Source organism: Parabacteroides sp. FAFU027, from assembly GCF_022808675.1.
In the GTDB taxonomy this organism is placed as follows: domain Bacteria; phylum Bacteroidota; class Bacteroidia; order Bacteroidales; family UBA7332; genus CAXXIC01.
Genome location: NZ_JAKZKV010000008.1, coordinates 234,689 through 260,562 on the forward strand (window position 1 = coordinate 234,689; position 25,874 = coordinate 260,562).

The following is a 25,874-nucleotide window of genomic DNA, read 5'->3' on the forward strand; positions in this document are numbered from 1 at the left end:
TGTCAGACACCCTGACAATAAAACGAAAAATGGATGCTCTTTCAAGAACAGAAAGAGTATCCATTTTTTGTTGATTATAACGGCCCAGAAAAGCCCACACAAGTTGTATCGCAATGGTAATGAAACGATTACCACAACCCAAAACAAAGAAGAATGCGCCAAATTAGCTCGAAGACAACGCTCGAAAGTCTCGCTTATAGAGAGGCTTTCGATAAAAACATTGGACGGTTGGTTAAGCAGCGTTTTGTCCCATTTGAAGGAAACTAAGCGCATCAACATTTCAAAGAACCAGACCATTGAGAGAAAACAAGAATAGCCAAATGAAATCCTTTTACAGACTTCATTTGGCTATTCTTACTATTGGGATAAATGATCAGTTTACAGAGAAATAATCTGCGTCATCAAAACTCAGCAACATTATTTTTGTTTGACTTATTATTCAGACGAATGGTTTTATACCCTTTTCCTACTACCTGATAAGGAGCATCAGCAAGAGAATTGAGGTACTTTTCTAAATTGGTATATCCGTCTTTTCCCTTCTTGCTGCCATCTTTCGGGTCATTAGGATTTAACCTGTTTTGCTTTTCCCAAACATCGGGAATTCCATCGCGATCACTGTCCCTTAGTGCTTTGGAGGGATCATCTACCGAGGTATAATTGGCATCCCACGCATTCCAGGCAGCAGGTGCATTCTTAGGGCGAAGGTTATTTTGCGAGTCTATCAATCCACAAGCCGTTCCCAGCACCGGGGTCTTTACTCCATTATGCTCGTATGTAGAACGAACAATTGGCAACGTACCTTTCACCTCGCCGATCACGCGGGTATCGATCTTATCGCGACGCGGCTTGGTAGCGCCTGCATAGGCCAATACCGACTGGAAAGCCTTGCCCGCAGTCTCTGTACCCACTTCGTTTGAGTCAAATTCAGTTGTCGATTGGATATTGGCAACAGAACCCACTTTCGATATTTCAACCCCTTTCCAGTTATCAGCCGTCAGGTCACGATTTCCATCCATCACATTGCCCTTAAGAAACCATTTTCCATAACCGCACAGTTTACGGCCTTTTCTATTTAAATATGGTTCAATAAAATATAATGAATCAGCTGTAGCCGGACCAGGCTTGAAATAGTTATTCACAATATTGGTATGGGTGAATCCTTTACATTCGTCGCTCTGAGATTCCCATTCACCACCATAAAATGCTCCTTGCACGCCCCAGTTGTAGTTCACGTTGTTGCGATAATCCACCAATGCTTCGATGTCATTCTTGTTCGAACCGTTGATTCGGGGCATACGGCTATGGTGGTGAGCCAACAGGTTGTGGTGGTACGAAGCGTATTGTCCACCCCATTGTGCGGCATATCCACGAGCTCCTTTTTTATGAATGGAGCTGTAGAGCGATTCGCTGATTATGCACCATTGCACTGAAAGAAACTTACTGCTTGAGAAGTGTGTGGTTTCCTCAATCGCCCAGCTCATTGAGCAGTGATCGACAATAAAGTTCTCACTATTCTCAAAACGCAATGCCGAAACCTCAGCGTTCTTCTCATCGCCGGGGCGGAAACGCATATAGCGCACGATTACATTCTTGCTTCCCGAAAGATTGATGGTTCCTCCACGGATACAGATGCCGTCGCCCGGAGCGGTCTGTCCGGCAATGGTCATATTGGGACGGTTGGAACGGATTTCACTGGTGGAGAGACTGATTACACCCGACACCTTGAAAACAATGGTAATCGGGTCCGTGCCTTCGGTTTTCAACGCGGCACGAAAACTTCCGGGAATGATTTTCCCCTGCGCATCGAGGTCTTTCAGCGTGGTTACCTCCACTACACGGCCGCCACGACCGCCTGAAGCATATTTCCCGTAACCTTCGGCACCGGGAAAAGCGAGTTGCTGTGCCTTTAGCTCCCCGTTATTGGAGAAAAAAATGGCAACAAACAGAACGAAATAAGAAAGAATTCCTGGTTTCATAATTGTATGACATTTATGCTCTTTTCAGAATGTAAAAGCTCTATATTTAAAACAGTTCAGGCCAAAAGTATATTTGGCCTGAACGTAATTTTTATCGATTTTTGCATTAGGTGAAATCCTCATTGGATTAATTCTTTTCTGTCTTCAATCCCTTGATGTAATAAACCGACATCGGGTCTGAATCTCCGGCATTCGGCACATCGTAAGTCTGGTCAGCCGGGGTATCGGGTGTAGGGAAACGACGAATATCTCCGGTGCGGAACTGAATGCGTTTTACCGAAGCAACAGGAGCGAAGAATATTCGTGTACCGCCTTTGCCATTCACATCAATGGTATAACTGCGAGTCGTCACATCCAGTTTGACTTTGACATTGTAAGTTTCACCCGGCACATATTTCATCACAGTAGAATATCTGGAACCGGTTTTAGTGGTGATTGCACCATCGGCATCAAAAGTAATGCGGATAGGAGCTGTTCCTTTTTCCTCCAGAAACTCAATCTGCAACGTGCCTTTATCGTTTTGCATTGGCACAACACTAAATTCAGCCGACATCTGTTTGGCTTCAGGGAAAATACGTTCAGCTTTCGCAAAATCAAATTTATCCCAGTCTTTCAGGGCAAGACATTTGCCAAACTTATCGGTCTGCTCGATCTTAACCGGAGCCATTACCGGGCTGTAAATGTTCCATTTATCCAGCTCATGACCGGCTGGCATTTGGGCGAAGTTATCATTAACCGGCTGCAATTCGGAGTCTGTAACAGGTACGGGAATCGATGAGACCCAGATATCTTCCTTATTTACGCTATAAGTTACCCACATGTTTCCGTCGGGAGGAGTACCATTACCCTCTACAATCCCACGAGTGTATTGCGGTCCGTACGATTTGTAGTTACCGCCGTAACGCATGGGTGTGATTTCACCATGCACCAGCAACAGGTTTGTGTAATCCAATCCATCCTGACTGACCGAAACAGCCAATGGCCAGCGGTATTCCGAAGGGTTGTAAACGGTAGCGTATTTGCCATCGGAGGTACGTTGTCCCCAAATTTTTGCATTGCTGGTCACAACCCCGGGAGCACGACGAGCATCCTGAGGCCAGGGTTTATTAACATCGTCGATTATCATGGTCAATCCATGTTTCCACAAACCCACAACTCTGTTATCAGGCAAATGGTAAAAGCAGAAAGCTTTATACGGTTTCTTCACCGAAATAAGCGGATCATTCCGGTCACTCTCCTCTACCCATTGCTGCACCATCAGCTTATTGCCCAGCAGCTCGTTGCAGGCAGCTACAAAACCTTTGTCTTTGCTTTTAGTGAAATACGGATAAGAGGTATTCTTCTCGTTGAAATTCGGATTATAATGGATAAAATAAATCGGTCCGAATGAACCGTCTTTCTTTATCTCACGAATAACACGTCCAAGGCCATTACCATCATTGGGATCGTCTTTCGCATTCAACACAAAGGAATAAAATCCTAACGCAAACAAGCGGTTGCTTTTGGAAACATAAAATCCCATGCGCTGGTGCATCACCCCGTACATGTCTTTAGTTTCACCTTCCTCACCTGGCTTTTTCAGGCCATCGGGAAGTTTATATTTTGGGAAAACAGCTTCTGGAGCACTCCAGTTGTGGCCGTCGGGGGATGTTTGCAACATGGTCTGGCAGGGAGGAATATGCTCTCCTACAGGATTGCTGATGTATTCGAGATAAAACTTGTTATTCCAATAGGCAAGCATCGGTTGGTGATTGTAGGTCCAACCATTGCCGTTAGATTTATCCGGATGCTCGCGGTTAGCCCGCATGGTCTGGATATTATGTACACCCATTGCAGGACAAAGCTGCCCGTGGTGATAATCGACATTTGACAACGTCTTGCCGCTGTAATGCACCGACTCCTGTGCTGACAAAATTCCCAGCGACAGTGACAATGCTGATAATATGATTAGCTTTTTCATTCGTTTTTATTTAATTCAAATCCTCTCCCGATAGTTATCGGGACCCTCAATTCTTCAATCCCTTAAGCACCTTCTCATCCACCTTCAATATTGTCCCATGTTTATGACCTTCCGGAACGGATATATTGTCATTGATATCGGTAAAAGTTTTGAAGTCACGGGTACGGATGGCACCGTATCGCTTATTCTTATAGTCATCAAAATAGATCAGGTAATCCTTACCTACTTTAGCACAGTTAGGACCTTCTGTCAGGAAGCCGGTCAGACGTGGTGAAGGATTCGTCCACGGGCCAAGCGGCGTTTTTCCAAAGCAGACAAATATGTTCCGGTTGGGACGGGTATTGTCTTTTACGACCTGTACATAATCGCCCTTTCCCCGCTTAACTATCATCGCATCAATGACACTAAAGCCGGGGTCATAGAATAAGGAAGCCGGTGTAAAAGTCTTAAAATCCTTGGTTCTGGTATAATAGAGGCGATGGTTGTTGTTTTCCTCCTCCTGCCCTTTGGCAAAACGGAACAGGATGGTCGTAGCCCACACAATGATATACTCTTTCTTCTCATTATCAAAAAAAATCTCCGGTGCCCACACGTTGACAGCTTGAGGCTCATGCATCATTACGGGAATTTCCCGCTGTGCCGACCAGTGAATCAAATCCTTAGAACTGGCATATCCGAATGTGCGGTCACCTTTCCAGCCGCATGTCCACACCAGATGAAAAGTACCATCCGGCCCCTGCACCATAGAAGGGTCACGCATGATTTTCTTTTCCCCCACTTCCGGTTTCAGGAAGATTTTACCTAAATCCGTCCATTTGTAGCCATCATAGCTGTACAGCAGGCGTAATCCCTCGGTTGCCGGCTCATTGAATGAGGTGAAGAGGTAAACCTTTTTAGCTGAAAGGGAAATTCCAATCAGAAAAAAGAGTAGTAAGGTTAATGTGTATTTCTTCATATAAGAGACCCCACCCCGACCCTCCCCGATGGGGAGGGAGTCAGCAGGAAAAAAGATAGTTTGTACAAATTTGAGACGCTCTCTATCTCCCCTCCTTCAGAGGGGTCGGGGGAGGTCTCCATTTATTTCACAGAATCCAATATCAACACCCAGTCATTGCCGTTTTTCGGTATGCCCGGGGTTTTAAACTGTTTGATTCCTTTGTTGGCAAATGTTCCGATTTCCCAGATTTTACCGGTGCGCGGATTAAACCACGAGGCTTTTACCTGAACACCTTCGATTATACCGAGATTCAAAGTCATCGGTTTGCCATTGTAAGTATAGACAAATGCATAATCTTTACCGCGGGTAGCCACTTGGTAGTTGTATTTTACACCCGGTTGTTTTGCAATGATGCTTTGGTCAGGAACACGTTCGAAATAAGGACGAGAAAGCATTAAATCTTTCAGGTGAACCATTTGTAATGAACCCGGAGCATCAATTGTCTTTTTCCAGAATTCCTTGGCTCCGAAAGCAGCCTCCTTGTCTCCCTCCTGATAAAATTGCATGATGGAATTCTCTCCATAAGTGAATCCGCAACCACCGGCAAATACAGACCAGTAAGCATAACGACGGACATCATCAGCCGTCCAGCGCGGTTGCTTAAAGTCATGAAGTCCCTGAACGATATTTTCATACGAAGGTTCTCCATCGAAAGATGGCTTCGCTGGTTTCTTTGCCAAATCTTCCACCATGTAACGCCAGTTGTCTTCACCGTAACGTTTGGTTTTGGAATCATCTTGGTCATAGCGACGGTGGCCCGATTGGAACATATTGAAATCCAACCACGATTCGTTATGGAACCAACGCGAAGAGGTCGTTCTACCACGAGGGTGGAAGGTAATCAGGTGGTTCGGGTCGTTGGCACGAAGAGTTTTTCCAATGGTATTCCACACGTTGATAGAATCACTTCCGGCAATGTCACCACCATTTAACCAAATTACATTATTGCGGTCTTTGTATCTCTTGGCCAGAAACTCACTGTAGGCTTTAGCTTGTGCAGCAGTCACGAATCCCGATTTCACAGGTGTTCCCCAAACAGGAACCATGCCCACATACATATGCTTTTGGGCTGCCAGATCAACGATGTAATCCACGTGATCCCAGTAGTCATATTGAGCAGGATCATTCGGGTTATTACCGGCTGTCACCAACGGTTTAGCTACATTTTTATTGATCAATGCTGAATCTCCATAGAAATTCTTTGCGCCTACAGTGTGCAATACCATTACCTGAACAACATTGAAACCCTTCTTGCGACGGTCTTCCAGATATTTCTCCGCCTCTTCACGATTCAGTTTTGCAAAAAGTAACCAACCGGTATCGCCCAGGTAGAAAAATGGTTTGCCGTTTGCCTGAACGAAATAACGTCCGTTCGAAGAAATGGTCAGTTTTCCCAATACATCGGGAGATTCTGTTTCAGCGGCACTGCTGAATCCTAAATGAGTAAATAGTATTGCTACTGTTATCCAAAAGGCTTTCTTGATCATATTATTTTGTTTTTGTTTTCTACAAATAGAATGTTGAACCCTTTCAGGGTTCAACCTCGTTAGTGTAAGCGAAGAGGCCGCTCAAAGCGACCCGTACTCCGGGTAATTACTTTCTCGAAATCCATGCCACGACATCACCTTCATTTGGTACGGTCAGATTTACGACTGAACCGCCAACAACGGTTTGAGTCGCTTTAGCAACCTTTCCATCATTCGGATTTATCCAGCGAACAATAAATTTCCCTTTGCTTGCTGATAAGTCTATCGAAATGGTTTTTCCGGCAGCCGCATACACAATGTATCCGGTAGCGGCTTCACCTAATGCATATTGCTTTTCCGGATTTCCGGGTAATGATACGATATTCATTTTACCAGCATCAGCCAGAAACTGCGCTGGAACTTCAGGCAATGCAGCCATTGATCCTCCAGCCATAAAGGCTCCCCAGGCTGCCTGCGGATAGCTGATTGCAGAATATGAAACTGCTTTTCCGGGGAATTTAGCACGATACTCTTTCACCGCACGATATACTTCAGGGAAGGTACTGTTACCATATTTTTCCAGACGCATGTGCTGGCGTGGCGCCAGATTCTGACCACCTTTGGGCTCGTAAACACCGCCTTTATCCTTGTACCACCAATAGCGAATGTCGATCAGATCAACAACTGCCGCACACTTGGGATCAGCAAGAATGGAATCCTGCACATCTTTTGTGGTACTCAGAGCCACAATCATCTTCTTGCCGGTCTCTTTCTCCCATTCGTTAATGACTTCCAGCCAGAATTTCACAAAATGAGCCGGGCCGGTGTATTCGGCACTCACCATATGAACCACCCCGTTATTGTCTTTGTAATTATTCAGACATTGACGAATGTAAGCCCGATGCAATTCACGGCGAACCGGATGATTTACATCGTAAAACAGGTGCGCCTGGAAGATCCGTTTATCGCCGGCAAATGGTGGCGGTTCGGGAAATCCGGTCTGGTTGACGTTGTTTGCTGTACGCCAGGGAGAATCTACCCAGTGCGCTCCGGCCTCGATGATATTGTGCTGGAAATAGTGTTGGTTCACCAAAACCAGACCCTTTCGGTCAGCCAAATCGGCAAAACGTTTCATGCGCAACCAGTACCACTGATCGTATTTGGTCAAATCATATTTACTCATACCGTCCCATGCCAAATCCTTTCCGGTACGGGCAAATGGCAGTTCGTAGAACGGAGGCCACACTTCGCCATCCATGCGGCGGATGCGCTCGTGGTCGTCACGGCGACGGTCGTACCACAATGGATAATTGTGTTCAAATATATTAGTACGAGAAGCCACCAATGAATCGGTCATTTCGTCGAGGTCTTCGGTCAGGCCTTTGCCCACGCGACCGGGGACAAAGCGGTTGATGCTCGGTTTTGCTTTGGCAATATCTGCCGCCTGCAATCCCCCATTCCACCAGGGTGATTCGGTGCGGCCACCGATAACGGGCTTGTCGCCGCGCATCAGCCAACCATTTACTATTTGTAATGCAGGTGAGAGCGGAAGTGATGCGGGTTGCTTCACGCCAATCTGGTCGATGGTTTTAGCTCCTTTAGTATCCAACGAAATGGGGTTGGTTGCTACGACCTTATCAATCCAGTCGATGAGTTGCAACGGTGGTTGATTCGAATTGGCCACACACTCCTGAGCCTGAGAAACAGTCGGACTGCTGGTAGCTTCACGGTTCAGCGGTAAAATCTGCGCCTGGGCTGAAACATCTTTACCCAGACGGTCTTTCAACTGTGCATAATAAAGACTGACCGGGTTAATATGGTTATTGGAGTCAAACCAGGTGCCGTCACCAGCAAACTGCGCCCAGCTACCAAATGCCCAGTTGTTGGCTGTTGGCGGACGATAGCAGTCGATACGGGCCGCCCAGCATTGCCAAAACATAGAATTAGCAGCGCTCCAGCCGGCTCCGTTGCCATCTTGTCCACGGTTGGCAAAGCGTAACGCATTACCATCAACATCCACAATATCAAATAAGACACCGGAAGCCCAACTGTCAATAGCGCCACTAAAACTATAAGGTAATGATGAATAACATTGTACAAAGGCATTCGGGCCCGGAGCGGTATATCCTACCGAAAAATCGTGATAACCCTGCTCGGCATAGCAACGCTGAACGAGTGTCTGCTCACCGGTTACGCGGAAAGTATAGCGACGCTGACCTCCGATTTCGGAGATGGGCTGGAGAGATTTACAGTCTTCGATGGTGACGCGTTTCGCAGTTTCCCAAACGGCAACGGCTGAACCGGCAAAGTGTTTGAAAATTACACGACGTACCCAACTGTCCTGCACATTATCCATCGTAATGGCCTGCCAGCGGTGGTCTTCGTCTTTGAGATTCTCAATATTAAAGGTCGATTCCAGTTTCAGATTTTCAACACCTACATGACTAATGCGGCCGTTCCATTGGTAAGGAGTAACGGTTGCGCCGCCATATTGTGCATCGAGTGCAGTTGTCAACGGAGCGTCAAGGATGATTTTATCGCCATTTACAGCAACAATCGTTCTATCCCACTGAATATCGCGGTCTCCCGGTTTCCACCCCAACGCAGTAATTCCACCGCCGAAGTGTTCGGTTCCCAGGGTTTTAATCCATTCGTCAGTGAATGGTCGGTTAATGAATATTTTATCACCCGCTTTTAATGCCGTCGGTGCTTTGAGATGCAGTTCAGTGGCATTTACCGGAACATATTTATCGGTAATTGCCATTGACGCTGATTTCTTAATATCGTTTTTTCCTAAAATACGGATCAAAGCGTCGCGCTCGGGACCGGTACCCAGAATGGTAGTTCCGCCTTCGCTCATGCCGCTACCGCGCAATACCACGCCGGAAGCTTTGATGAGTAGTTTGCCGGAAACTTCATATGTTCCTTTTTCCAATAATACAGCTCCGCGGAATCCTGATTTATCAGGTTTCAATCCTGCAACATAGTCTAGTGCAGATTGGATGCGAAGAGTTGCATCTCCGCTTTTAACGGGTACAACGACTTTTACTGGAACAGTTGGGATGGTTTGCTCAGATGCCATGTATCCGCAATAGGAAAAGTCCGGAATACGGTTTCCCTGAGCATCTGACACATAGACGAGTTTATTGTCGGTACCGGAATACACCGGTGGTTTGGGAGGTTCTTTTTTCAATTTCTGTGCCAGCATCACAGAGCCGGATGCCAAAATACACGCTGAAAGAAGGACGATTTGTAAGTGTCTCATTTTTTAAGGTCAAAATTGATTGAAAGAGATTTGTAAAAAAGGGAAGCCGATTCATCGGTTACCCAACGAACCGGCATTTCCACCACACACACTCTATCACAAAGTAACTCTATTTCTTTTCTGTAGCGGCTTTTTGTTTCTTAGCCTCTTCAATACGTTTCATCCAACCGGCTTCTTCGGTTTTCATGTCGTAACCCTGTTTAGCCAGATAGTTATTGATGCGGCCTTTGTATTTACCAAACCAATAATCTTTCTTAGCTGCCGATTCGGCATCCATCGCGCGTTCGCGGGCTGCACAAAGACAAGCCATCAGATAACGCTTTTGCTCATCAGTTAGTTTGAGCATCATCTCCTTGTAGGCAGTCATGGTCACATTCACTTTATTGTAAGTCATCGCATCCTTCACCATTACGATTTGGTCGGGAGTCAACTCGCTGTACAATTTACCCAGAAACTCACCGTGCAAGGTGTACAACTGAGCATCGGCATCAGCCACCAGGAAATTTACTTTAGCATCAACAACCTCTTTAGCCAATGATTTGTCCGCTTTCAGCGCTTTCACCTGCGCATCACGACCATCGTGTATTTTGCTCAGATTACGGTATTGCTCCACCAGAATGTCACGTACACGAACGCCCTGTGCGCCATCTTTCAAACCTAATTTATCCGCAATCTTCTGAGCGCGGTCAGTGAGAGTCTTGGTATATGCAGCCTCTTTTTCAGCCGGGGTTTGTTGAACCGGTTGTGCCTGCTGTGCAAACATTGCGACAGACATCAACACTGCTATCATCAAAATTGAAATTCTTTTCATCAGTTATAATCTGTTATTTGGATTTTTATTTACAATAAACTTTTGCGACCGGCCAACGTATCGTGGTTGTTTTTCAGCTCCTTCCAGTTTACTTTTTTCTTCGGGTCAATGCCGTTGATGTATTTCTCGATATTGGTATAACCATCACCGTTGCAATCCTTGATGGCATCAGATGGGTCTTTCGGATTCAATCCGTATTTTATTTCCCAGGCATCCGGCATACCATCATTGTCAGTGTCAACGATCGGAGTTCCTTTGTATTCAGGATACCCACCTACCTGATTTGGAGTGGTGATGATGCCTTTTTTATAAGAATCAGCCGGAAGGCGACGTTTCACATATTTCTTTGCAACATCAGGATAATCACCTTCTACATATTCGATTTTCCCGGTGCGTACCTGTCGAACGATGCGTTCATCCACCTTATCACGTTTAGGGAAAGTCGCTCCCACGTTATTCATAACAAATTCGAAGGCCTCTTTAGCCGACATGATTTTAGCAATCGGACCGAATGGAAAAGGTTTGTCCACCTTGATCTGGTCTTTAAATTCACCGGCATTCGGCAGACTTTCGATTTGTACACCACCGTTCCAGTTGTCTTTCGTAATTTGAGGATAGCCCTCCATGATGTTGCCGTTTACATAGGCTTTGCCATAAAGGTCTTTATTTTCCTTGCTACGACCCGACTCTGGCTTCAGAATTCTCCAGCCGGGAGCTTCTTTCATCGTGATAGGGCCTGGTTTGTAGTAGTTGTTGATGATGTTGTAAAGGCTTTTGTTATCTCCGCCATCTACCGAACGATTCCACCAGTTGAAGATCACATTATTGACAAAATTAAAATCACCGTCCATGCCCACAGAGGCATTACGAGAAATATTACAAGCCCAGAGATTGCGGGCAAACATGCTGTTGTGACCACCAATTGTACTGCCGAATGCATGGTTGTAGGTATCCAGTCCTTCAGAGGAAATACAGTTCTGGATGGTAATATTTACAGTAGGAAGTTTCAGTTTCTTCGTTGCACCTTCAGGTAAAAAAAGATGACGGTAAGCCGAAAGGTTTTCATCCAATCCCCAACTGACAGAACAGTGGTCATAGATTGTGTTACCGATAACATCACCACTCAAAGCGTCATCCCGGTTGCCCACGTAAGTGGCCCCGCGACGGAAACGCATGTGGCGAATCACCACGTCGTGAGTATCGATATTGAAGGATTCACCCGCCACACAAATACCATCGCCCGGAGCAGTCTGTCCGGCAATCGTGATATAAGGAGCACGTACCGAAACCGGAGTTTTCAGCCAGATAATCCCCGAAACATTGAAAACAATCACACGGGCGCCACCGGTTTCAACGGCTTCGCGCAACGAACCGGGTCCGCTATCAGCCAGCGTATTCACTACGATCACCTTTCCACCGCGGCCGCCGGGAGTAAATGCTCCGCCCCCTTCGGCTCCGGGGAATGCAGGAATTGCTGATTTAACTAAATCGGATGGTTGGGATGCGCCGGGCACGTAAGGACGTCCGTGTTTGGCTTGCTCCATGATTACAGGATAGGCTTTTGCAAATGCAGAATCAGAACGACGCTGAAATGCATCGAGGTACGCCTGAGCTTCTGCTTTTTCATTATCGGGAATGATCGGATACTGGGCCAACAACGACATGGGAAGTACGACCAGCAAAATAAGTAGAATTGTGTTCTTCATTTGTTAGGGATGGTTTCTAATATAAACCTGACAGGTCATGAAAACCTGTCAGGTTTAATGATATGAATTAGTTCAGACCGCCTTTTTTAGCCAGCGTGTCAAAGTTATTCTTGAAGTTAGTCCAATCTACTTTAGTTGTAGGATCGATTCCGTTGATGTATTTCTCGATGTTGGTGTAACCGTCACCGTTACAGTCTTTCACTGCGTCAGAAGCATCTTTCGGATTCAGACCGTATTTTACTTCCCACTCGTCAGGCATACCGTCGTTGTCACTGTCTTTGAGCGGTTTTACGCTTTTATATACCGGATAGCCACCTACCTGAGCAATGTCAGTGATAATACCTTGCTTGTAAGAATCTCTTGGATTCTGACGGTGTTTAAACTGTGGTTTACCGTCATCTTTGTATTTTTCGTTGTAAACGATTTTTCCGGTGCGAACCTCTTCTGTCACACGAGCATCAACTGCGTCGCGTTTTGGCAAGGTAGCCCCTGCATTTGCCAATACATGATCAAACACCTGGTTGGTAGGCATAATATTAAATGTTGGCATTGGGAATGGTTCGTTATACTTCATGTCAGCAGTATATTTACCACAATCTTTTTCATCTTCTACCTGAACCCCACCATTCCAGTTGTCTTTAGTCACAGCGTCGTTACCTTCCATGATGTTACCGGTTACATAGCAACGGCCATACACTTTGTAACCCAATTTGCTACGGCCTGATTCCGGCTTCAGGATACGGTTGCTGATAGGCTCACCTACAGGTGTTGCAGGACCTGGCTTGAAGTAGTTGTTGATGATATTGAATTGAGCGCGGTAGTCTCCACCATCGATAGAACGACGCACCCAGTTAAATATAACGTTGTTGGCAAAGTTAAAGATTCCATACCAACCCACAGACGGATTACGACAAGCATTATTTGCCCACAGGTTACGAATGAACGAACAGTTTTCACCACCCAGTGTACTACCGAATGCGTGATTCCAGGTATCCAGTGATTCTGCAAAGATTGAGTTCTGAATAGTAATATTCACAGTCGGAAGTTTTTCTTCAGGGTGTTTACCGTTACCATCTGCATACATGTGGCGATACATGGACATGTTTTCATCCAATCCCCAACTTGCAGAAACGTGGTCAATCATGATATTTCCCATTGGATTACCACCGATAGCGTCATCGCGACGACCTACCCATGTTTCACCACGACGGAAACGCATGTGACGGATCACAACATCGTGTGTATTTACCCAAAATGATTCTCCGGCTACGCAGATTCCATCACCGGGAGCTGTTTGTCCCGCAATGGTCACGTAAGGAGCACGAAGGATCAACGGCGATTTCAGGCGAATAATACCTGATACTTTGAATATGATGATACGTGCACCTCCGGTCTCACATGCCTCACGCAAAGAACCAGGCCCTTCATCAGCCAGTGTAGTTACAGCAATTACTTTGCCACCACGACCTCCGGCTGTGTATGCACCACCTCCTTCAGCACCGGGGAACGCAGGAATTCTTGCCTGATTCAAATCGGTAGGACGGTGTGCCCAGGGAACGAACGGACGACCCGCCTGTGCTTCTTTCTGTACAATAGGATACGCAAAATTGTTCCAGATAGAATCAGAACGACGCTCTGTAGCTGCCATTAATGCTGCTGCTTTGTCCTGATCTTCTTTTGAGACCTGCGGATATTGAGCAAAAGCCGATTGACCGGCAAATGCCAACAACAAAAGTCCCAGAGAGATTACTCTTCTTTTCATACGTCAATAAAATTATTTAGTGTTTTGGCTACGCATGGAACTCGCATACAATGTGTTCTCTTTTTGGGAAACTCTAATGCATGCTCGTTTCATAATGGATATTTGATTTTACAAGTGTAATAATTCAGACACATTTTTGAATATCCAAAATTAGAACCATTCTCCCACTCCGGGGTATACAAATTATTAAAAAACAGTGCCGTATTATCAAGTGGCAATTTGTGTGATGATTTGATGCAAAAGCAGTAAGAAACTCAACAATATAACGCTTTGGCATAAATAACCCTGTCTTGATCCTGACTTCTGCTCAATATTGCAAATTTTACAATTACATTCCGTGCAATAGCGCCATTCCCATCTAATATAACTAACAAACATTCAACATAATGTATTCTAACAAAAAGCGTTGCTTTATTGATCTGGCTAAATAATATATTTACCACTGAGATTACACCATTGTCAATTAGTGATTTGAAAAAGAGAAAAAAGCACTATCGTCAGAGGTAATAATTACTACTTTTACTTATTACCTTTTAGAATTAACCCTATTGCTGAAAAGGCATTTATTACCTTATCTCTTAAACTAAACATGCAACACAAAAAGTATTATCCCTGGATCGTCGTATCCTTACTTTGGTTCGTAGCTTTACTTAACTACATCGACAGACAAATGCTTGCCACCATGAAACCGGCTATGATGGTGGATATTGCCGAACTGAAAACAGCTGAAAACTTCGGAATCCTGATGGCCATATTCCTCTGGGTATATGCAATCATGAGCCCCATTTCCGGTATCATCGCAGACCGCCTCAACCGTAAATGGCTTATCGTTGGAAGTCTATTCGTATGGTCTGGCGTGACACTGCTGATGGGAATGGCAAAAACATTTGACCAACTCTACGCCTTGCGGGCAATCATGGGAATCAGCGAAGCCTTTTACATACCGGCCGGACTATCACTAATAGCAGACTACCATCAGGGCAAAACCCGTTCAATAGCCGTTGGTATTCACATGACGGGGATTTATCTGGGCCAGGCACTTGGTGGATTTGGCGCAACAATCGCCGGAAGTTTTTCATGGCAAACCACTTTTCACGCATTTGGACTGGTCGGGATTATCTACAGCGCTATTCTTGTCATATTCTTAAGGGAAAATAAAGCGTACACTATCACACCTGAGAAAACGAAATCATTGAGAAAAGGATTTTCCGAAATGTTTAAAGGCGTGGGCGTGCTATTGGGAAACCTATCTTTTTGGGTGATTCTGTTTTACTTTTCAGCGCCAAGCCTTCCGGGCTGGGCTACAAAAAACTGGTTACCGACTCTATTCTCCAATAACCTGCATATTAATATGGAGGAAGCCGGACCTCTGGCAACCATCACCATTGCATTATCAGCTTTGATTGGAGTGCTTGTTGGCGGTGTGATTTCCGACCGTTGGGTGCAGAAGAATCTCCGTGGCCGCATTTTCACCGGCGCTATCGGACTGGCATTGACCATCCCAGCGGTCATGATGCTGGGATTCGGTGATAGCTTCTTTCTGATTTGGGGCGGTGCTTTGTGCTTCGGGTTCGGATTCGGAATGTTTGATGTGAATAACATGCCTATCCTCTGCCAGTTTGCATCGCCACGTTACCGAGCCACAGGCTACGGTCTGATGAATATGGCCGGCATCTCATCCGGTGCACTCATTACCACATTTCTTGGCAAGTCAGCTGACTCCGGTCATTTGAGCCGGGACATTGCCTTTCTGGCAATCTTTGTTGTGGTTGCATTGGTACTTCAACTACTCCTGCTTCATCCTAAAACAGCCAACAAAACTGACGATTAAAATTTTAAATTCAACGAAATACAAAGGCGCAAAGATGCAAGGGATAAGAATCTACCTTTGCGTCTTTGCGCCTTCGCATTTAATAAAAAGTCCCACCGCCCGAAAGCGATGAGACTATATAATCAATTATTTAGAGCCTGAAATTACTCTTTCAGCGTAACGCCAAGATTCAATGCCTCAACAGCCTTGCGAACAATTTCGCGTTCGCGGGGAAGGAAGTGTTGGAATGGTTCAGCCAGTTTATCGCTGCAAATACCCAACAGTCCGAGTACACATTTCACCCCTTTCAGGTAGCTTGAGCCATATTGACCCACATTGTAAACAGCACGGCTGATAGCCAATACTTTCTGCTGCAATTCACGCACTTTTTCCAAATCACCAGCTACAGAAGCGTTGTACAGCTCCACATAAAGTGACGGGAACATATTTGCACCACCGTTTACACCACCGTGAGCACCCAGCAATACTGATTCGGCAGTCATTTCCTCCGGTCCAACAAGTAAAGAAAACTCCGGCATATCACGCATCTCCTGACATACCGCCTGGAAATAGGAACCGCTACCCGAACTGTCTTTGAAACCTACGATTTTAGGATTCTGAGCCAAAGTGCGGATAGTAGCCGGACTAAAACTTACTTTAGTGTGTACCGGCATGTTGTACAGGAACAACGGCAAAGGCAATTGTTCGGTCAGGTGTTTGTAGAAATCAGTCAACTCAGGCTGAGCAGTTGCATAGTAATACGGTGGAGCAGAAACCACTGCTGCAGCACCACAATCAGCCGCTTTTTTAGCCAGGTTAACGCTTTCAACAATTGAAGTATCGGTGATACCGACCAAAACCGGTACGCGACCATCGACGATACGGCAGGTCTCTTCGATAACTTCGTGGCGAAGACGGTAGCTCAGGCTTTGCGCTTCACCGGTAGTACCCAGAATAAACAGACCATGAACGCCTCCGGCAATCACGTGATTAATCAGGCGTTCGAAGCCCTCTTTATCCAATGTGTCGCTATCGAGCAACGGGGTTACCAACGGAGGTATAATCCCTTTCAAAGGGCGTGGTAAGGTTGAATTTGACATAACAGTATATTTTTGTTTGAATTGAATTATCAATTATTTACCCTGAAACACCGATTTCAGATAGACGGCATTTGCCCCATAGTTTTTCTTCACGTTGTGCACATCTTTCACATCACGCGAACGCTCCACGACCAACCAGCCGCTCCAGCCCATTTTATCCAATGTAGCCTTAACTTTGGACATATCTAGCTTTGAATCGTTTTGAATCCAGACACTGTCGGTATTCGAGACATGAATCTGGGCAATGCGATTTTTTCCAAATACTTTAAGTTCAGAGCAGATATCCCGGTTTCCGCTGATGATATTGGCAAAGTTCACGGTAGCTTTGATTGACCTGGAGCCCACTGCATCTAGTATTTTCACCATTTCAGATGCAGAAATCTGCGATTGAATACCAATCACCACCTTCGCTTTTTCAGCCATTTTTGCCACCTCTTTCAGACGCGCAATAACGGTAGATGTAAACTCCGGTGAAGTTACCAGATTGGGATTTTCAATCGGAAGAAAGCCTTCTTTCACCTTCATCAGCTTCATAGTTTCGATGGCTGTTCCCACCAGACGGACTGCATCGGGACGTTTGGCAAATGACTGACCATAAAAGGCTGACATCGCGATAGTGGACATCTCCACTTTATATTTTGCAGCCTCTTTTCGGAATATAACCCGCATGGAGTCTTCAACCAGTTTATTGTCAAAGTTTTCACGCGTACCCAGTCCACCCATGTCGACAGTCACTCCGTCTGCTCCGATTTCTGACGCGAGCTTAAATTCGCCCAGCTTCTGACGTTTGAGAATCATCCAGTCACATACGGACACTTTATAGCGTTGTTTTTTTACAGAAAAAGCATTTTCGGGAAATAAGAAAAGCGAGCAAACCAACATCAATAATGCAGCCTGCCAAAAGGAAGTATTCGTGTTTTTCATTTCAATAGTTAATATCGTCACACAATGATTGACGAAAGCAAAAATAGAGGAGATTCAGTGGTGTAAGGTACACGTTTTCGCAAAAAAGAGGTAGAAATTGACAGTGTAAAAGAGACTGTACGCCTGTTGCTATAACCAAATATACGCCTATAATATATTGGGATATGCGACTGCCGTATATCAGGCTATGCGACTGTCGCATATTAGGCTATACGGGTGTCGCATATTCTAATATGCAGGTATCGAATACGAGGCTATACGACCATTGAATAAAAAAGAGAAGCCGCAGAAATGGATTTCCCTGCGGCTTCTCATTATTCATCGCCTTTCTCATTATCACTCGATCGTTGTTTGAGGAACTCCGAAGGTGAATAGCCATATTTCTTTTTAAAGCACTGGCTAAAGTAGTGCGGGTTGTTAAATCCGGCCTGATAAGCTGCTTCGGAGACGGAATATTGTCCGCTTTCCAGATATTGAAGCGCCCGTTTCACCCGGATATCACGCACAAACTCTACCGGTGACATACCGGTCAGGCCTTTCAGCTTATTGTAAAAAGTCGTTCGTCCCAAAGTGGTGGACGAGGCAATTTTATCAATATCAAAGTCTGACTCCATCATATTGTCTTCCACGATCTTGATCACATCGCGCAGGAATTTCTCATCCTTATCGGTAATCGTAACCGGGCTTGGAGACAGGTCCATCACCTTCTTCTGGTCTGAAGCAGCTTCCGGTTTCTGGTCGAAACGTTCAAAAAGCTTGCGGCGTTGCTCAAGCAGATTCTGAATACGCACCAACAGGTAATCAACGCTAAATGGTTTCACCACGAAGGCATCAGCGCCGGCACGGTAGCTCTCCACGGAGCTTTCGAGTTCCGTCTTGGCAGTCAGTAACACGACAGGAATGTGACTGGTACTGAAATCCTGCTTAATCGCACTGGTCAGTTGCAGACCATCCATCACCGGCATCATCAGGTCGGTAAGCACGATATCCGGCAACACATCCTTCACCAGTTTCAATGCCTCTTCACCATTGGTCGAAGTATAGACCTGATACATGGAGTCGAGATTGATACGAAGGAATTCCCGCAAATCAGGATCATCTTCTGCAATCACAATCTTCGGTGCATTGCCTGACAGCTTGGCTGCCTGTTGGGTTTCCGTAATTTTTTCGGCTTCAAGCGACTGATAGTATGGTAAATAATCGCGAACACTCTTCGATTCGGTTTCAAAATCAACGTCTTCCGGTTTGAAATGCTCTTTGCCAACCTGAAGCCAGACGATAAACAATGCTCCCTGATTCTCGTGGCTATCTACCTCAATCTCGCCACCGTGCAACTCAATCAACTCTTTACACAATGAAAGACCGATACCCGCTCCACGGAACAGCTCTTTGGTTGCCGATGCACTTTGTCCGAATCGTTCAAACAGGTTACGCAATTTATCATCGGAGATACCTACCCCATTATCTTGAATCTTAATCGCCATCCAGCCCTCTCTATCTGCTTTGGTTACTACCTCAACAGTAATGGAACGTCCTTCCGGGGTAAATTTGAAGGCATTTGACAACAAATTAAAAATAACTATATCAATGCGATACGGGTCCATCCACATATCCAGTTCCGGGGTATCGGTTTTAAAGTGATAATGAATTTTCTTATCATCTGCCGATTGCTTGAAGTGATTGTAAATGCTTTGCATAAACTCTACAATCTCAACCTGGGAAATGCGCAGACGCATCTTGCGTGACTCTGTCTTCTGGAAGTCAAGGATTTGGTTGATGTGACGCAACATACGGCGGCTATTTTTCTCTGCCAATACCAGCTGTTCCTTCGATTTATTATCCAATGAACCGTGGGAAAGCAGGTTCTCCAGCGTTCCCATAATTAACGAAAGCGGGGTGCGCAGTTCATGGGAAATATTGGTAAACACCTTGAGCTTCAGATCTGAAACAGCCTGCTCAACCTTGATCTTATTTTTAATACGGGTAATGAAAATCATCAGGCGATACCCGATATAAGCCAAAGCGCCCAATAGAACCAGATAAAACAGGTATGCCCACCAGGTTGCCCAGAAAGGAGGTCGAACTACAACGAGCAATTCCTTCACCTCTGCATGTTCAAAATCGCCTGTTGCACTACATTTTACCTGGAAATAATATTTACCCGGAGGAATGTTGGTGTAAGTGGCACGTCGTTCATTTTTGGCAAATGTCCACTCCTTATCCAGTCCTTTCAGGCGATATGCATACTGTAACTTGGAGGGGCTGTGATAACCGACTCCTGCAAATTCGATGGTAAACGACGATTGGTCATATTTTAGTTTCACCTTATCATACTCCAGATCTGCATCTTCCTCCCGACGTTGTATCGGGATTATTTCGTTATAGGAACGGAATTCAACAAAGTCCAGGTAGAAATTCCCCTTCTGCATGAGTATACGTTTGGGATCAACCACCAGTATGCCATTGAAAGTAGGGAACAATAGGTTGCCATCAAATCGTTGTATAGCTTCTGCTTCAGAGAAGTTGACATCGTTCAGCCCGTCAGCGTCTCCATAATTCTGAATTTTTCCGCTTTGAGGATCGTATTGCGTCAGGATATTTTCAGAGGTAAACCACAGTTTATGCGCCTTATCTTCGGTGATATTCAGGATGATATCATTGTTCAGCAGATTCCGCGCACTGATTACTTTAAACCTCGGCTTCTCACCCGGCTGAAATGCTCTTTCCATGCAGGCAAGTCCGCCGCCAAAGGTAGCCAGCCACATTCGGTTCTGATGATCGCGGAAAATATCTGTAACGTTATTTCCGGGCAATGATTCAGGATCCTGAGGATCGTGTGAAAGATAGGTGTAGCTGAAGTCCTGCGGTCTTTTTTCCTTCATGATAACCACCCCGTTGGTCGTTGCCACCCATATATTACCGGCTCCATCCTCTGCCAGATTACGGATTTTATCACAATCAAAGATCGGATAATTATCAAGTCCGTTCCCTGCATTCAGAAAACGAATGCCATCTTTACTTTCATATACAAGATTGATTCCACCGCCGTAGGCACCTATCCAGATACGACCTTTCCGGTCTTCCAGAATGGAATAAATCGTATGCCCCGAAATTGAATTCTTGTTGTCAGGACTATAAGGATAATGGGTAAATGTGATCTGCATCGTTTTGGGATCGGTAATGACTCCTTTAAACAACCCATTTCCTTTAGTTCCAATCCAGACATTTCCTTTACGATCCACCAGAATAGCATAAGGAGGTCCGCTATACAGGGAGCCATCTCCGGCTGTATAGGTACGAATCAATTGATTGTTACGGTCAAATACATTTAACTTACCATCCCGGGTTCCGGTCCAGATGTGCCCCATCCGATCCTGATAAATGGCACGGATATCATTGCTTAAAGCTGATGCCGAAGGTTGAATAAAACGGAATGGCAATGTATGGAAACTATATTTATAAATTCCTTTGCGGTAAGTTCCCAGCCACAGGTCATCATTTTTATCAAAGAATGCACTGCAAATCACATCAGAAAATAACCGTGAAGTAGTGGCCTCGTTGTTAAAATAGACCATCTGGTTGGTCTGGCGGTTGTAACGGCAAAACTCACCATAGCTAAACACGCACCACAATTCTCCTTTATGGTTTTCAAACATAAACTGTCCGCCACTTCGGATGATCGTACTTTTCGGGTCTGCATTAATAAAGGTAGATGAACTTCCGGTATTGGAATTGTAGTATCCTACCCCGGCAGCCTGCAACGTGAACCACACCAGCCCTTGTTTATCAATATAAATCAACGGCTCTGAAGCCAGTGCCGCACGATTCGCCAATGGTTTCACCGTATGCAGTAGTACGTCAAATTCGAGCAACCCTTCCCGGTTATCAAGTACGTAAAGTTTGTTTTTGTACTGTTTCGTCAGGATGACAGAGTGGCCCATCAGATAACCGGTAAACGAGCGGGTTGTTTTATCATACTGGTAAATGCCATTATCAGAGCTAAACCAGAGATAGCGTCCCGAATCGTTCAACGAATTAAACCGACGGCTTCCGTTATATGAATCGTCATCATTTTTCCGTGCCTGTAGATAAGGGGTTATCTTAGCGGCCAGGCGGGCATCGGAACTAACCGTTATGCGATTCAGTCCGTTGTCTGTACCAATCCAGATATTTTTCTGATTATCTTCTGAGACAAACTGTACATTGTCATTGGAAAGACGGTATTCGCTATTGGTCACAGAAAAATGCTGAACCACCGCTGCTTTGGTGCCGGGGTCTGTAATTACCCGAAAACAACCCTGATTCTGGCTGATTAGCCAGATATCTCCATTAGAGGCTTCAACCGGTCGTCCTTTAAATTTGATATTAAGATTCTTGTATTCCGGCAGGCTGTGCGGAATATCCTGGAAGATTTCCGTATTGGGATTGAACCGATAGATGCGGTTATCATAGGTAGATACCCACAAATAACCGTTCTTTGCAATGGAGAATGAGTTGATGCGGTTATTGAGCAACGAGGAACGGCTCGTGGCATTCGACTTGTAAACGGAGAAACGGCTGCCGTCAAACTTATTCAATCCGTCCCAGGTAGCAATCCAGAGATAACCTTTCTTGTCCTGGTTGATGTACATGACCGCATTCTGTGAAAGGCCTTCGTTTGTGCCAAATCTTTCGACCGAATACTTGTCGGCCGCAACGGCATTTGCAGAAAACAGACCTCCCAATAGCAATAAGGTGAGTAGTTTTCTCCGGATATCAGACAACAATAATGTGTGTTTCTTCATGACAGATAATTAAAATCTGAACGGGTGTAAATAGCGTAAGGGTTAATTACAGATACTTGTATAACAAACAAAATGCTCTGTTTGGCAAAGATAGAGACAAATTTCTTAGGTTTAGGTTTAATGCCATTTGAAATAACATACCCGGGGTCCGACATCTACCTGATTTACCGGGTGGCAAAAAAAGGGCATTTCCGGCTAATTAAAACACACTATTTGTCAAAATACTTTCAGAAAATATCACCTGACAGATTCGTCTCTGAATCAGTTATTAACCCACCTAAAAGTCTGAAAACGGTATCCGTCTTTGCAGATACCGTTTTCATTTAATAATATAAACCGTTGGAACTAAATCCGGTTACTTTATCTCCAGTTTTACCCGCAACCGGTTCCAATATTTCGGGGCATAAACAAATACGTCATCGTTTGTGTACGGTGTATTATCCGCACCGGCATAGACCTGAATCAGATTATGTGTATCAAATCCAATCGTAGAATACATGGTAATTGTCTGTCCTTCGTCGGGCATAGTCACGGTCATCGGGGTAAAATTATTACACCGGACCAATGGTGTCGGATTGCCACTGTAACTTAGATTGTTCCAGAAGGGAAATCGTTGCGCTTCCGGCAATTCCACGCCCTTGTATTGGTAAATATAAGTTGAATCTGTGTTGCCAAAGATATAACCGCCCGGTGTACCACTGTTGAATTGTCGGAACAACGGAGAAACCATCGGCCCTTCATTCATTTTGACAATATATTTACCTTTTGCTGCGTCATAGGTTATGGATGAATTGCCTCCCAATAGATTCATTAACGCACTATTTCCCAAACTAAGCAGGGGTTTATATTCGTCAGGTAACTCAAACTCCTGATACAAATAGACGGGTGTGAAGGTGAAAAAGTTAAAGGTCACCTGCTTCTGTTTGAAAATGCCATCCCACTTATCGGTACTGTACAAAATCGGATCAACCGTAACCTCCTGGTTTCCGGAAAAATCGGCATAAGTTGCCGTTTCATACCGGGGATCACCGTCGTGTCCATCCACAAAGGAGATCATGTGGCATTTGGGATCAGCCTGACTCCATACATCCTGATACATCAGCATCCCTATTTTGGATGAATAATGATAAGGAGTAATGCTGGTAACGTAAGCACCGAATTGGGGGTACAAACTATCAGGTAACGCAGAAACCGAACGAAAAGCTTCTGTGGAAGTGGTATATTTCAACTTGTAGTTGATAGTTCCGGCTTCTTTGCAACCGAACAAAGAGACGATAATGAGCAAAAGCAGTAGTTTTGTTTTCATAGATTTAGGTTTTTACAAATTCAAAGATAATCAAAAAATCAGAATCCGATAATGTAAAAAAATAGTCCCGAACTACGCCGGATCCATTGCATTCACACACCAAACCATCGAAATAGAAATTCCAAACCTTGAAAAGCTATGGGATATAAGTCTCCAAAAGTTTAGCATTTTTACGGGGGGAAATAGTCACATCGGCAATTGATGCAGGAACCAATACTGACTCACCTTGTTCAACTGCCACTTCATAACCATTCCTATCGGTTATCACAACACTTCCTACTAAACAGATATAAACCACAAAAGAGTCTTTATCCAGATTGTCCCTTTCAATACTGCAGCTTGAAAGCTGAATCATATTAGTCTCGAAATAGGGACAGGAAACCAGTGAAGCTGAGCCATTCTCAACTCTTTCATACACCGTTTTGTATTCCGGATAAAGGGTATAATCAATGGCGTCTTTAGCCAGTTCGGTATGCAATTCCCGACTATTTCCATTGGCATCTTTACGATCAAAATCATAAATCCGATAAGTAACATCGGATGTCTGTTGAATCTCGGCAACAAACGTACCGGCTCCGATGGCATGCACCCGTCCGGTTGGGACAAAGAATACATCTCCGGCTGACAATGGATGCTGCAATACATAATCCAAAAAGGTATTATTACGCACTGACTCTACATATTTATCCGGAGTAATCGCTTTGGAAAAGCCGGAATAAAGCATTGCATTCTCTTTGGCCGAAATGACATACCACATCTCGGTTTTGCCAAACGAATTATGACGTTTCCTTGCCAGCTCATCATCGGGATGCACCTGAATGGAAAGGTCGTCACAGGCATCTATAAATTTGATGAGCAACGGGAATTTATTTCCAAACAGATTCGCAACCTTTTTCCCTAACAGTTCAGCTCCATACGTATTAATAAGCTCTTCCAGGGATTTCCCGGTCAATTCGCCATTACTGATCATCGAGATATTATCCCTGACATGGGAGATTTCCCAGCTCTCACCGTTACTCTCCAATTCTGGAGTAAGCTGTTTAAACTTACATATTTCATTTCCGCCCCAAATGGTTGATTTCAGTATTGGGGTGAATTTTAATGGATACATTTGATTTACTTTTGTTAATGCAATTGCAAATATAGAAATTACAAGGATAGTTTCTGAATACGCTCGTATATCTTCATGCACATTCGGCCGCTATGATACAGACACTTCCAGAACCCGGCTTTATCGTCGCTTCTGTTGATTGAGCCATCCGATTTTATGCTCCAGTACCATTCCCCGGATGTTTTGTCGAGTAAATGAGTTTTGATATAACTCCAGCAATTGACAACTTTCTCCAGATAGGAGTCTTCCTGAGTCAACTGCCACATATCGAAGTAGCCCACCATAGCCTCGGCTTGCACCCACCAGTGACGGTCGGCATCGGTATGTCCGGTTGCCAAGTCATATTCGTAGATAAGACTACCGTCTAGCTGTAATCCTTCGGTTGCTGCATCAGATATTTGCGGAAGGCCTTTTCGCACACGTTCAAGCAAAGCTTTATCGTCCAACACTTCGGCCGCTTCATGAATCAACCACACCTCCTCTATATCGTGACCATAAGATACGGCAGGACTTTTACTTTCCCAGTTATCATTGAAACACAGCTGTAAATGTCCGGTTTCCGGATGAAGAATTTTATCAATAAACAGTTCAACCAGATTCTTTAATTGAGCCGAGATTACCGAAAAGACGGTGGATTTGGGGTGCCTACAATTTTTTTAATCTCCTTCATTTCTTTCATTCAGTCTGTTTCAATCCGTAATCCGTTGGATTTGTCTATAAACGACAAAACCCTCACCAGAATCATCTGATGAGGGTTTCTTAAAAGGCGGCTACCTACTCTCCCACTTGCGCAGTACCATCGGCGTGATCGGGCTTAACTTCTCTGTTCGGAATGGGAAGAGGTGGAACCCCGATGCTATAACCACCTAAATTTCTTTATTTATCATTATAACATA

At 44.8% G+C, this 25,874-nt stretch carries 15 protein-coding genes and 1 rRNA gene; 1 reads left to right on the plus strand and 15 read right to left on the minus strand.

The window, feature by feature from the left end:
• Positions 1–401: 401 nt before the first annotated feature.
• From MLE17_RS13585 to MLE17_RS13620, 8 genes are all read right to left on the minus strand, one after another.
• Positions 402–1,976 (minus strand): polysaccharide lyase family 1 protein, encoded by a 1,575-nt coding sequence (locus MLE17_RS13585; protein WP_243349251.1) that lies wholly within the window; start codon positions 1,974–1,976, stop codon positions 402–404.
• Positions 1,977–2,103: 127 nt separating this feature from the next.
• Positions 2,104–3,936 carry a hypothetical protein gene (locus tag MLE17_RS13590; RefSeq protein ID WP_243349252.1) on the minus strand — a complete coding sequence of 611 codons (1,833 nt, stop codon included), beginning with the start codon at positions 3,934–3,936 and terminating at the stop codon, positions 2,104–2,106.
• A gap of 46 nt (positions 3,937–3,982) precedes the next feature.
• Entirely contained in the window at positions 3,983–4,891 is a 909-nt protein-coding gene (locus MLE17_RS13595) for a glycoside hydrolase family 43 protein (protein WP_243349253.1), read from the minus strand.
• Between the two features lie 122 nt (positions 4,892–5,013).
• Positions 5,014–6,417: a glycoside hydrolase family 140 protein gene (locus MLE17_RS13600; RefSeq protein WP_410795632.1), complete on the minus strand. Its 1,404-nt coding sequence runs from the start codon at positions 6,415–6,417 to the stop codon at positions 5,014–5,016.
• Between the two features lie 109 nt (positions 6,418–6,526).
• On the minus strand, positions 6,527–9,664 hold the full coding sequence (locus tag MLE17_RS13605) for a DUF6298 domain-containing protein (RefSeq protein WP_243349255.1): 3,138 nt from the start codon (positions 9,662–9,664) through the stop codon (positions 6,527–6,529).
• A 109-nt stretch (positions 9,665–9,773) separates the two neighbouring features.
• Positions 9,774–10,475 (minus strand): DUF3826 domain-containing protein, encoded by a 702-nt coding sequence (locus tag MLE17_RS13610; protein ID WP_243349256.1) that lies wholly within the window; start codon positions 10,473–10,475, stop codon positions 9,774–9,776.
• A gap of 29 nt (positions 10,476–10,504) precedes the next feature.
• Entirely contained in the window at positions 10,505–12,181 is a 1,677-nt protein-coding gene (locus MLE17_RS13615) for a thrombospondin type 3 repeat-containing protein (RefSeq protein ID WP_243349257.1), read from the minus strand.
• A gap of 67 nt (positions 12,182–12,248) precedes the next feature.
• A complete protein-coding gene (locus tag MLE17_RS13620; protein WP_243349258.1) occupies positions 12,249–13,943 on the minus strand; it encodes a polysaccharide lyase in 1,695 nt (564 codons plus the stop codon).
• Between the two features lie 589 nt (positions 13,944–14,532).
• On the opposite strand from MLE17_RS13620, the gene MLE17_RS13625 reads away from it, so the two are divergent.
• Entirely contained in the window at positions 14,533–15,774 is a 1,242-nt protein-coding gene (locus MLE17_RS13625) for an MFS transporter (protein WP_243349259.1), read from the plus strand.
• Between the two features lie 143 nt (positions 15,775–15,917).
• On the opposite strand, the gene MLE17_RS13630 is transcribed toward MLE17_RS13625, so the two are convergent.
• The 7 genes from MLE17_RS13630 to rrf form a co-directional block, all read right to left on the minus strand.
• Complete coding sequence (locus MLE17_RS13630) at positions 15,918–16,853, minus strand: dihydrodipicolinate synthase family protein (protein ID WP_243349260.1); 936 nt, start codon at positions 16,851–16,853, stop codon at positions 15,918–15,920.
• Positions 16,854–16,886: 33 nt separating this feature from the next.
• Positions 16,887–17,777 (minus strand): sugar phosphate isomerase/epimerase family protein, encoded by an 891-nt coding sequence (locus tag MLE17_RS13635; RefSeq protein ID WP_243349261.1) that lies wholly within the window; start codon positions 17,775–17,777, stop codon positions 16,887–16,889.
• A 314-nt stretch (positions 17,778–18,091) separates the two neighbouring features.
• Positions 18,092–22,561, minus strand: coding sequence for a two-component regulator propeller domain-containing protein (locus MLE17_RS13640; RefSeq protein WP_243349262.1), 4,470 nt, complete (start codon positions 22,559–22,561; stop codon positions 18,092–18,094).
• A gap of 355 nt (positions 22,562–22,916) precedes the next feature.
• On the minus strand, positions 22,917–23,867 hold the full coding sequence (locus tag MLE17_RS13645; RefSeq protein ID WP_243349263.1) for a hypothetical protein: 951 nt from the start codon (positions 23,865–23,867) through the stop codon (positions 22,917–22,919).
• 136 nt (positions 23,868–24,003) lie between these two features.
• The gene (locus MLE17_RS13650) at positions 24,004–24,978 is read right to left on the minus strand and encodes a type I phosphomannose isomerase catalytic subunit (protein WP_243349264.1); all 975 of its coding nucleotides are present in this window, start codon (positions 24,976–24,978) and stop codon (positions 24,004–24,006) included.
• 38 nt (positions 24,979–25,016) lie between these two features.
• Complete coding sequence (locus MLE17_RS13655; RefSeq protein ID WP_317236634.1) at positions 25,017–25,595, minus strand: AGE family epimerase/isomerase; 579 nt, start codon at positions 25,593–25,595, stop codon at positions 25,017–25,019.
• A 144-nt stretch (positions 25,596–25,739) separates the two neighbouring features.
• Positions 25,740–25,848: ribosomal RNA gene (gene rrf / locus MLE17_RS13660) — 5S ribosomal RNA — on the minus strand.
• Positions 25,849–25,874 lie beyond the last annotated feature (26 nt).

Bases quoted from the DNA above. Each gene is read 5' to 3' on its own strand.
- MLE17_RS13585 (WP_243349251.1), bottom strand. From the start codon at position 1,976: ATGAAACCAGGAATTCTTTCTTATTTCGTTCTGTTTGTTGCCATTTTT.
- MLE17_RS13590 (WP_243349252.1), bottom strand. From the start codon at position 3,936: ATGAAAAAGCTAATCATATTATCAGCATTGTCACTGTCGCTGGGAATT.
- MLE17_RS13595 (WP_243349253.1), bottom strand. From the start codon at position 4,891: ATGAAGAAATACACATTAACCTTACTACTCTTTTTTCTGATTGGAATT.
- MLE17_RS13605 (WP_243349255.1), bottom strand. From the start codon at position 9,664: ATGAGACACTTACAAATCGTCCTTCTTTCAGCGTGTATTTTGGCATCC.
- MLE17_RS13610 (WP_243349256.1), bottom strand. From the start codon at position 10,475: ATGAAAAGAATTTCAATTTTGATGATAGCAGTGTTGATGTCTGTCGCA.
- MLE17_RS13615 (WP_243349257.1), bottom strand. From the start codon at position 12,181: ATGAAGAACACAATTCTACTTATTTTGCTGGTCGTACTTCCCATGTCG.
- MLE17_RS13620 (WP_243349258.1), bottom strand. From the start codon at position 13,943: ATGAAAAGAAGAGTAATCTCTCTGGGACTTTTGTTGTTGGCATTTGCC.
- MLE17_RS13625 (WP_243349259.1), top strand. From the start codon at position 14,533: ATGCAACACAAAAAGTATTATCCCTGGATCGTCGTATCCTTACTTTGG.
- MLE17_RS13630 (WP_243349260.1), bottom strand. From the start codon at position 16,853: ATGTCAAATTCAACCTTACCACGCCCTTTGAAAGGGATTATACCTCCG.
- MLE17_RS13635 (WP_243349261.1), bottom strand. From the start codon at position 17,777: ATGAAAAACACGAATACTTCCTTTTGGCAGGCTGCATTATTGATGTTG.
- MLE17_RS13640 (WP_243349262.1), bottom strand. From the start codon at position 22,561: ATGAAGAAACACACATTATTGTTGTCTGATATCCGGAGAAAACTACTC.
- MLE17_RS13645 (WP_243349263.1), bottom strand. From the start codon at position 23,867: ATGAAAACAAAACTACTGCTTTTGCTCATTATCGTCTCTTTGTTCGGT.
- MLE17_RS13650 (WP_243349264.1), bottom strand. From the start codon at position 24,978: ATGTATCCATTAAAATTCACCCCAATACTGAAATCAACCATTTGGGGC.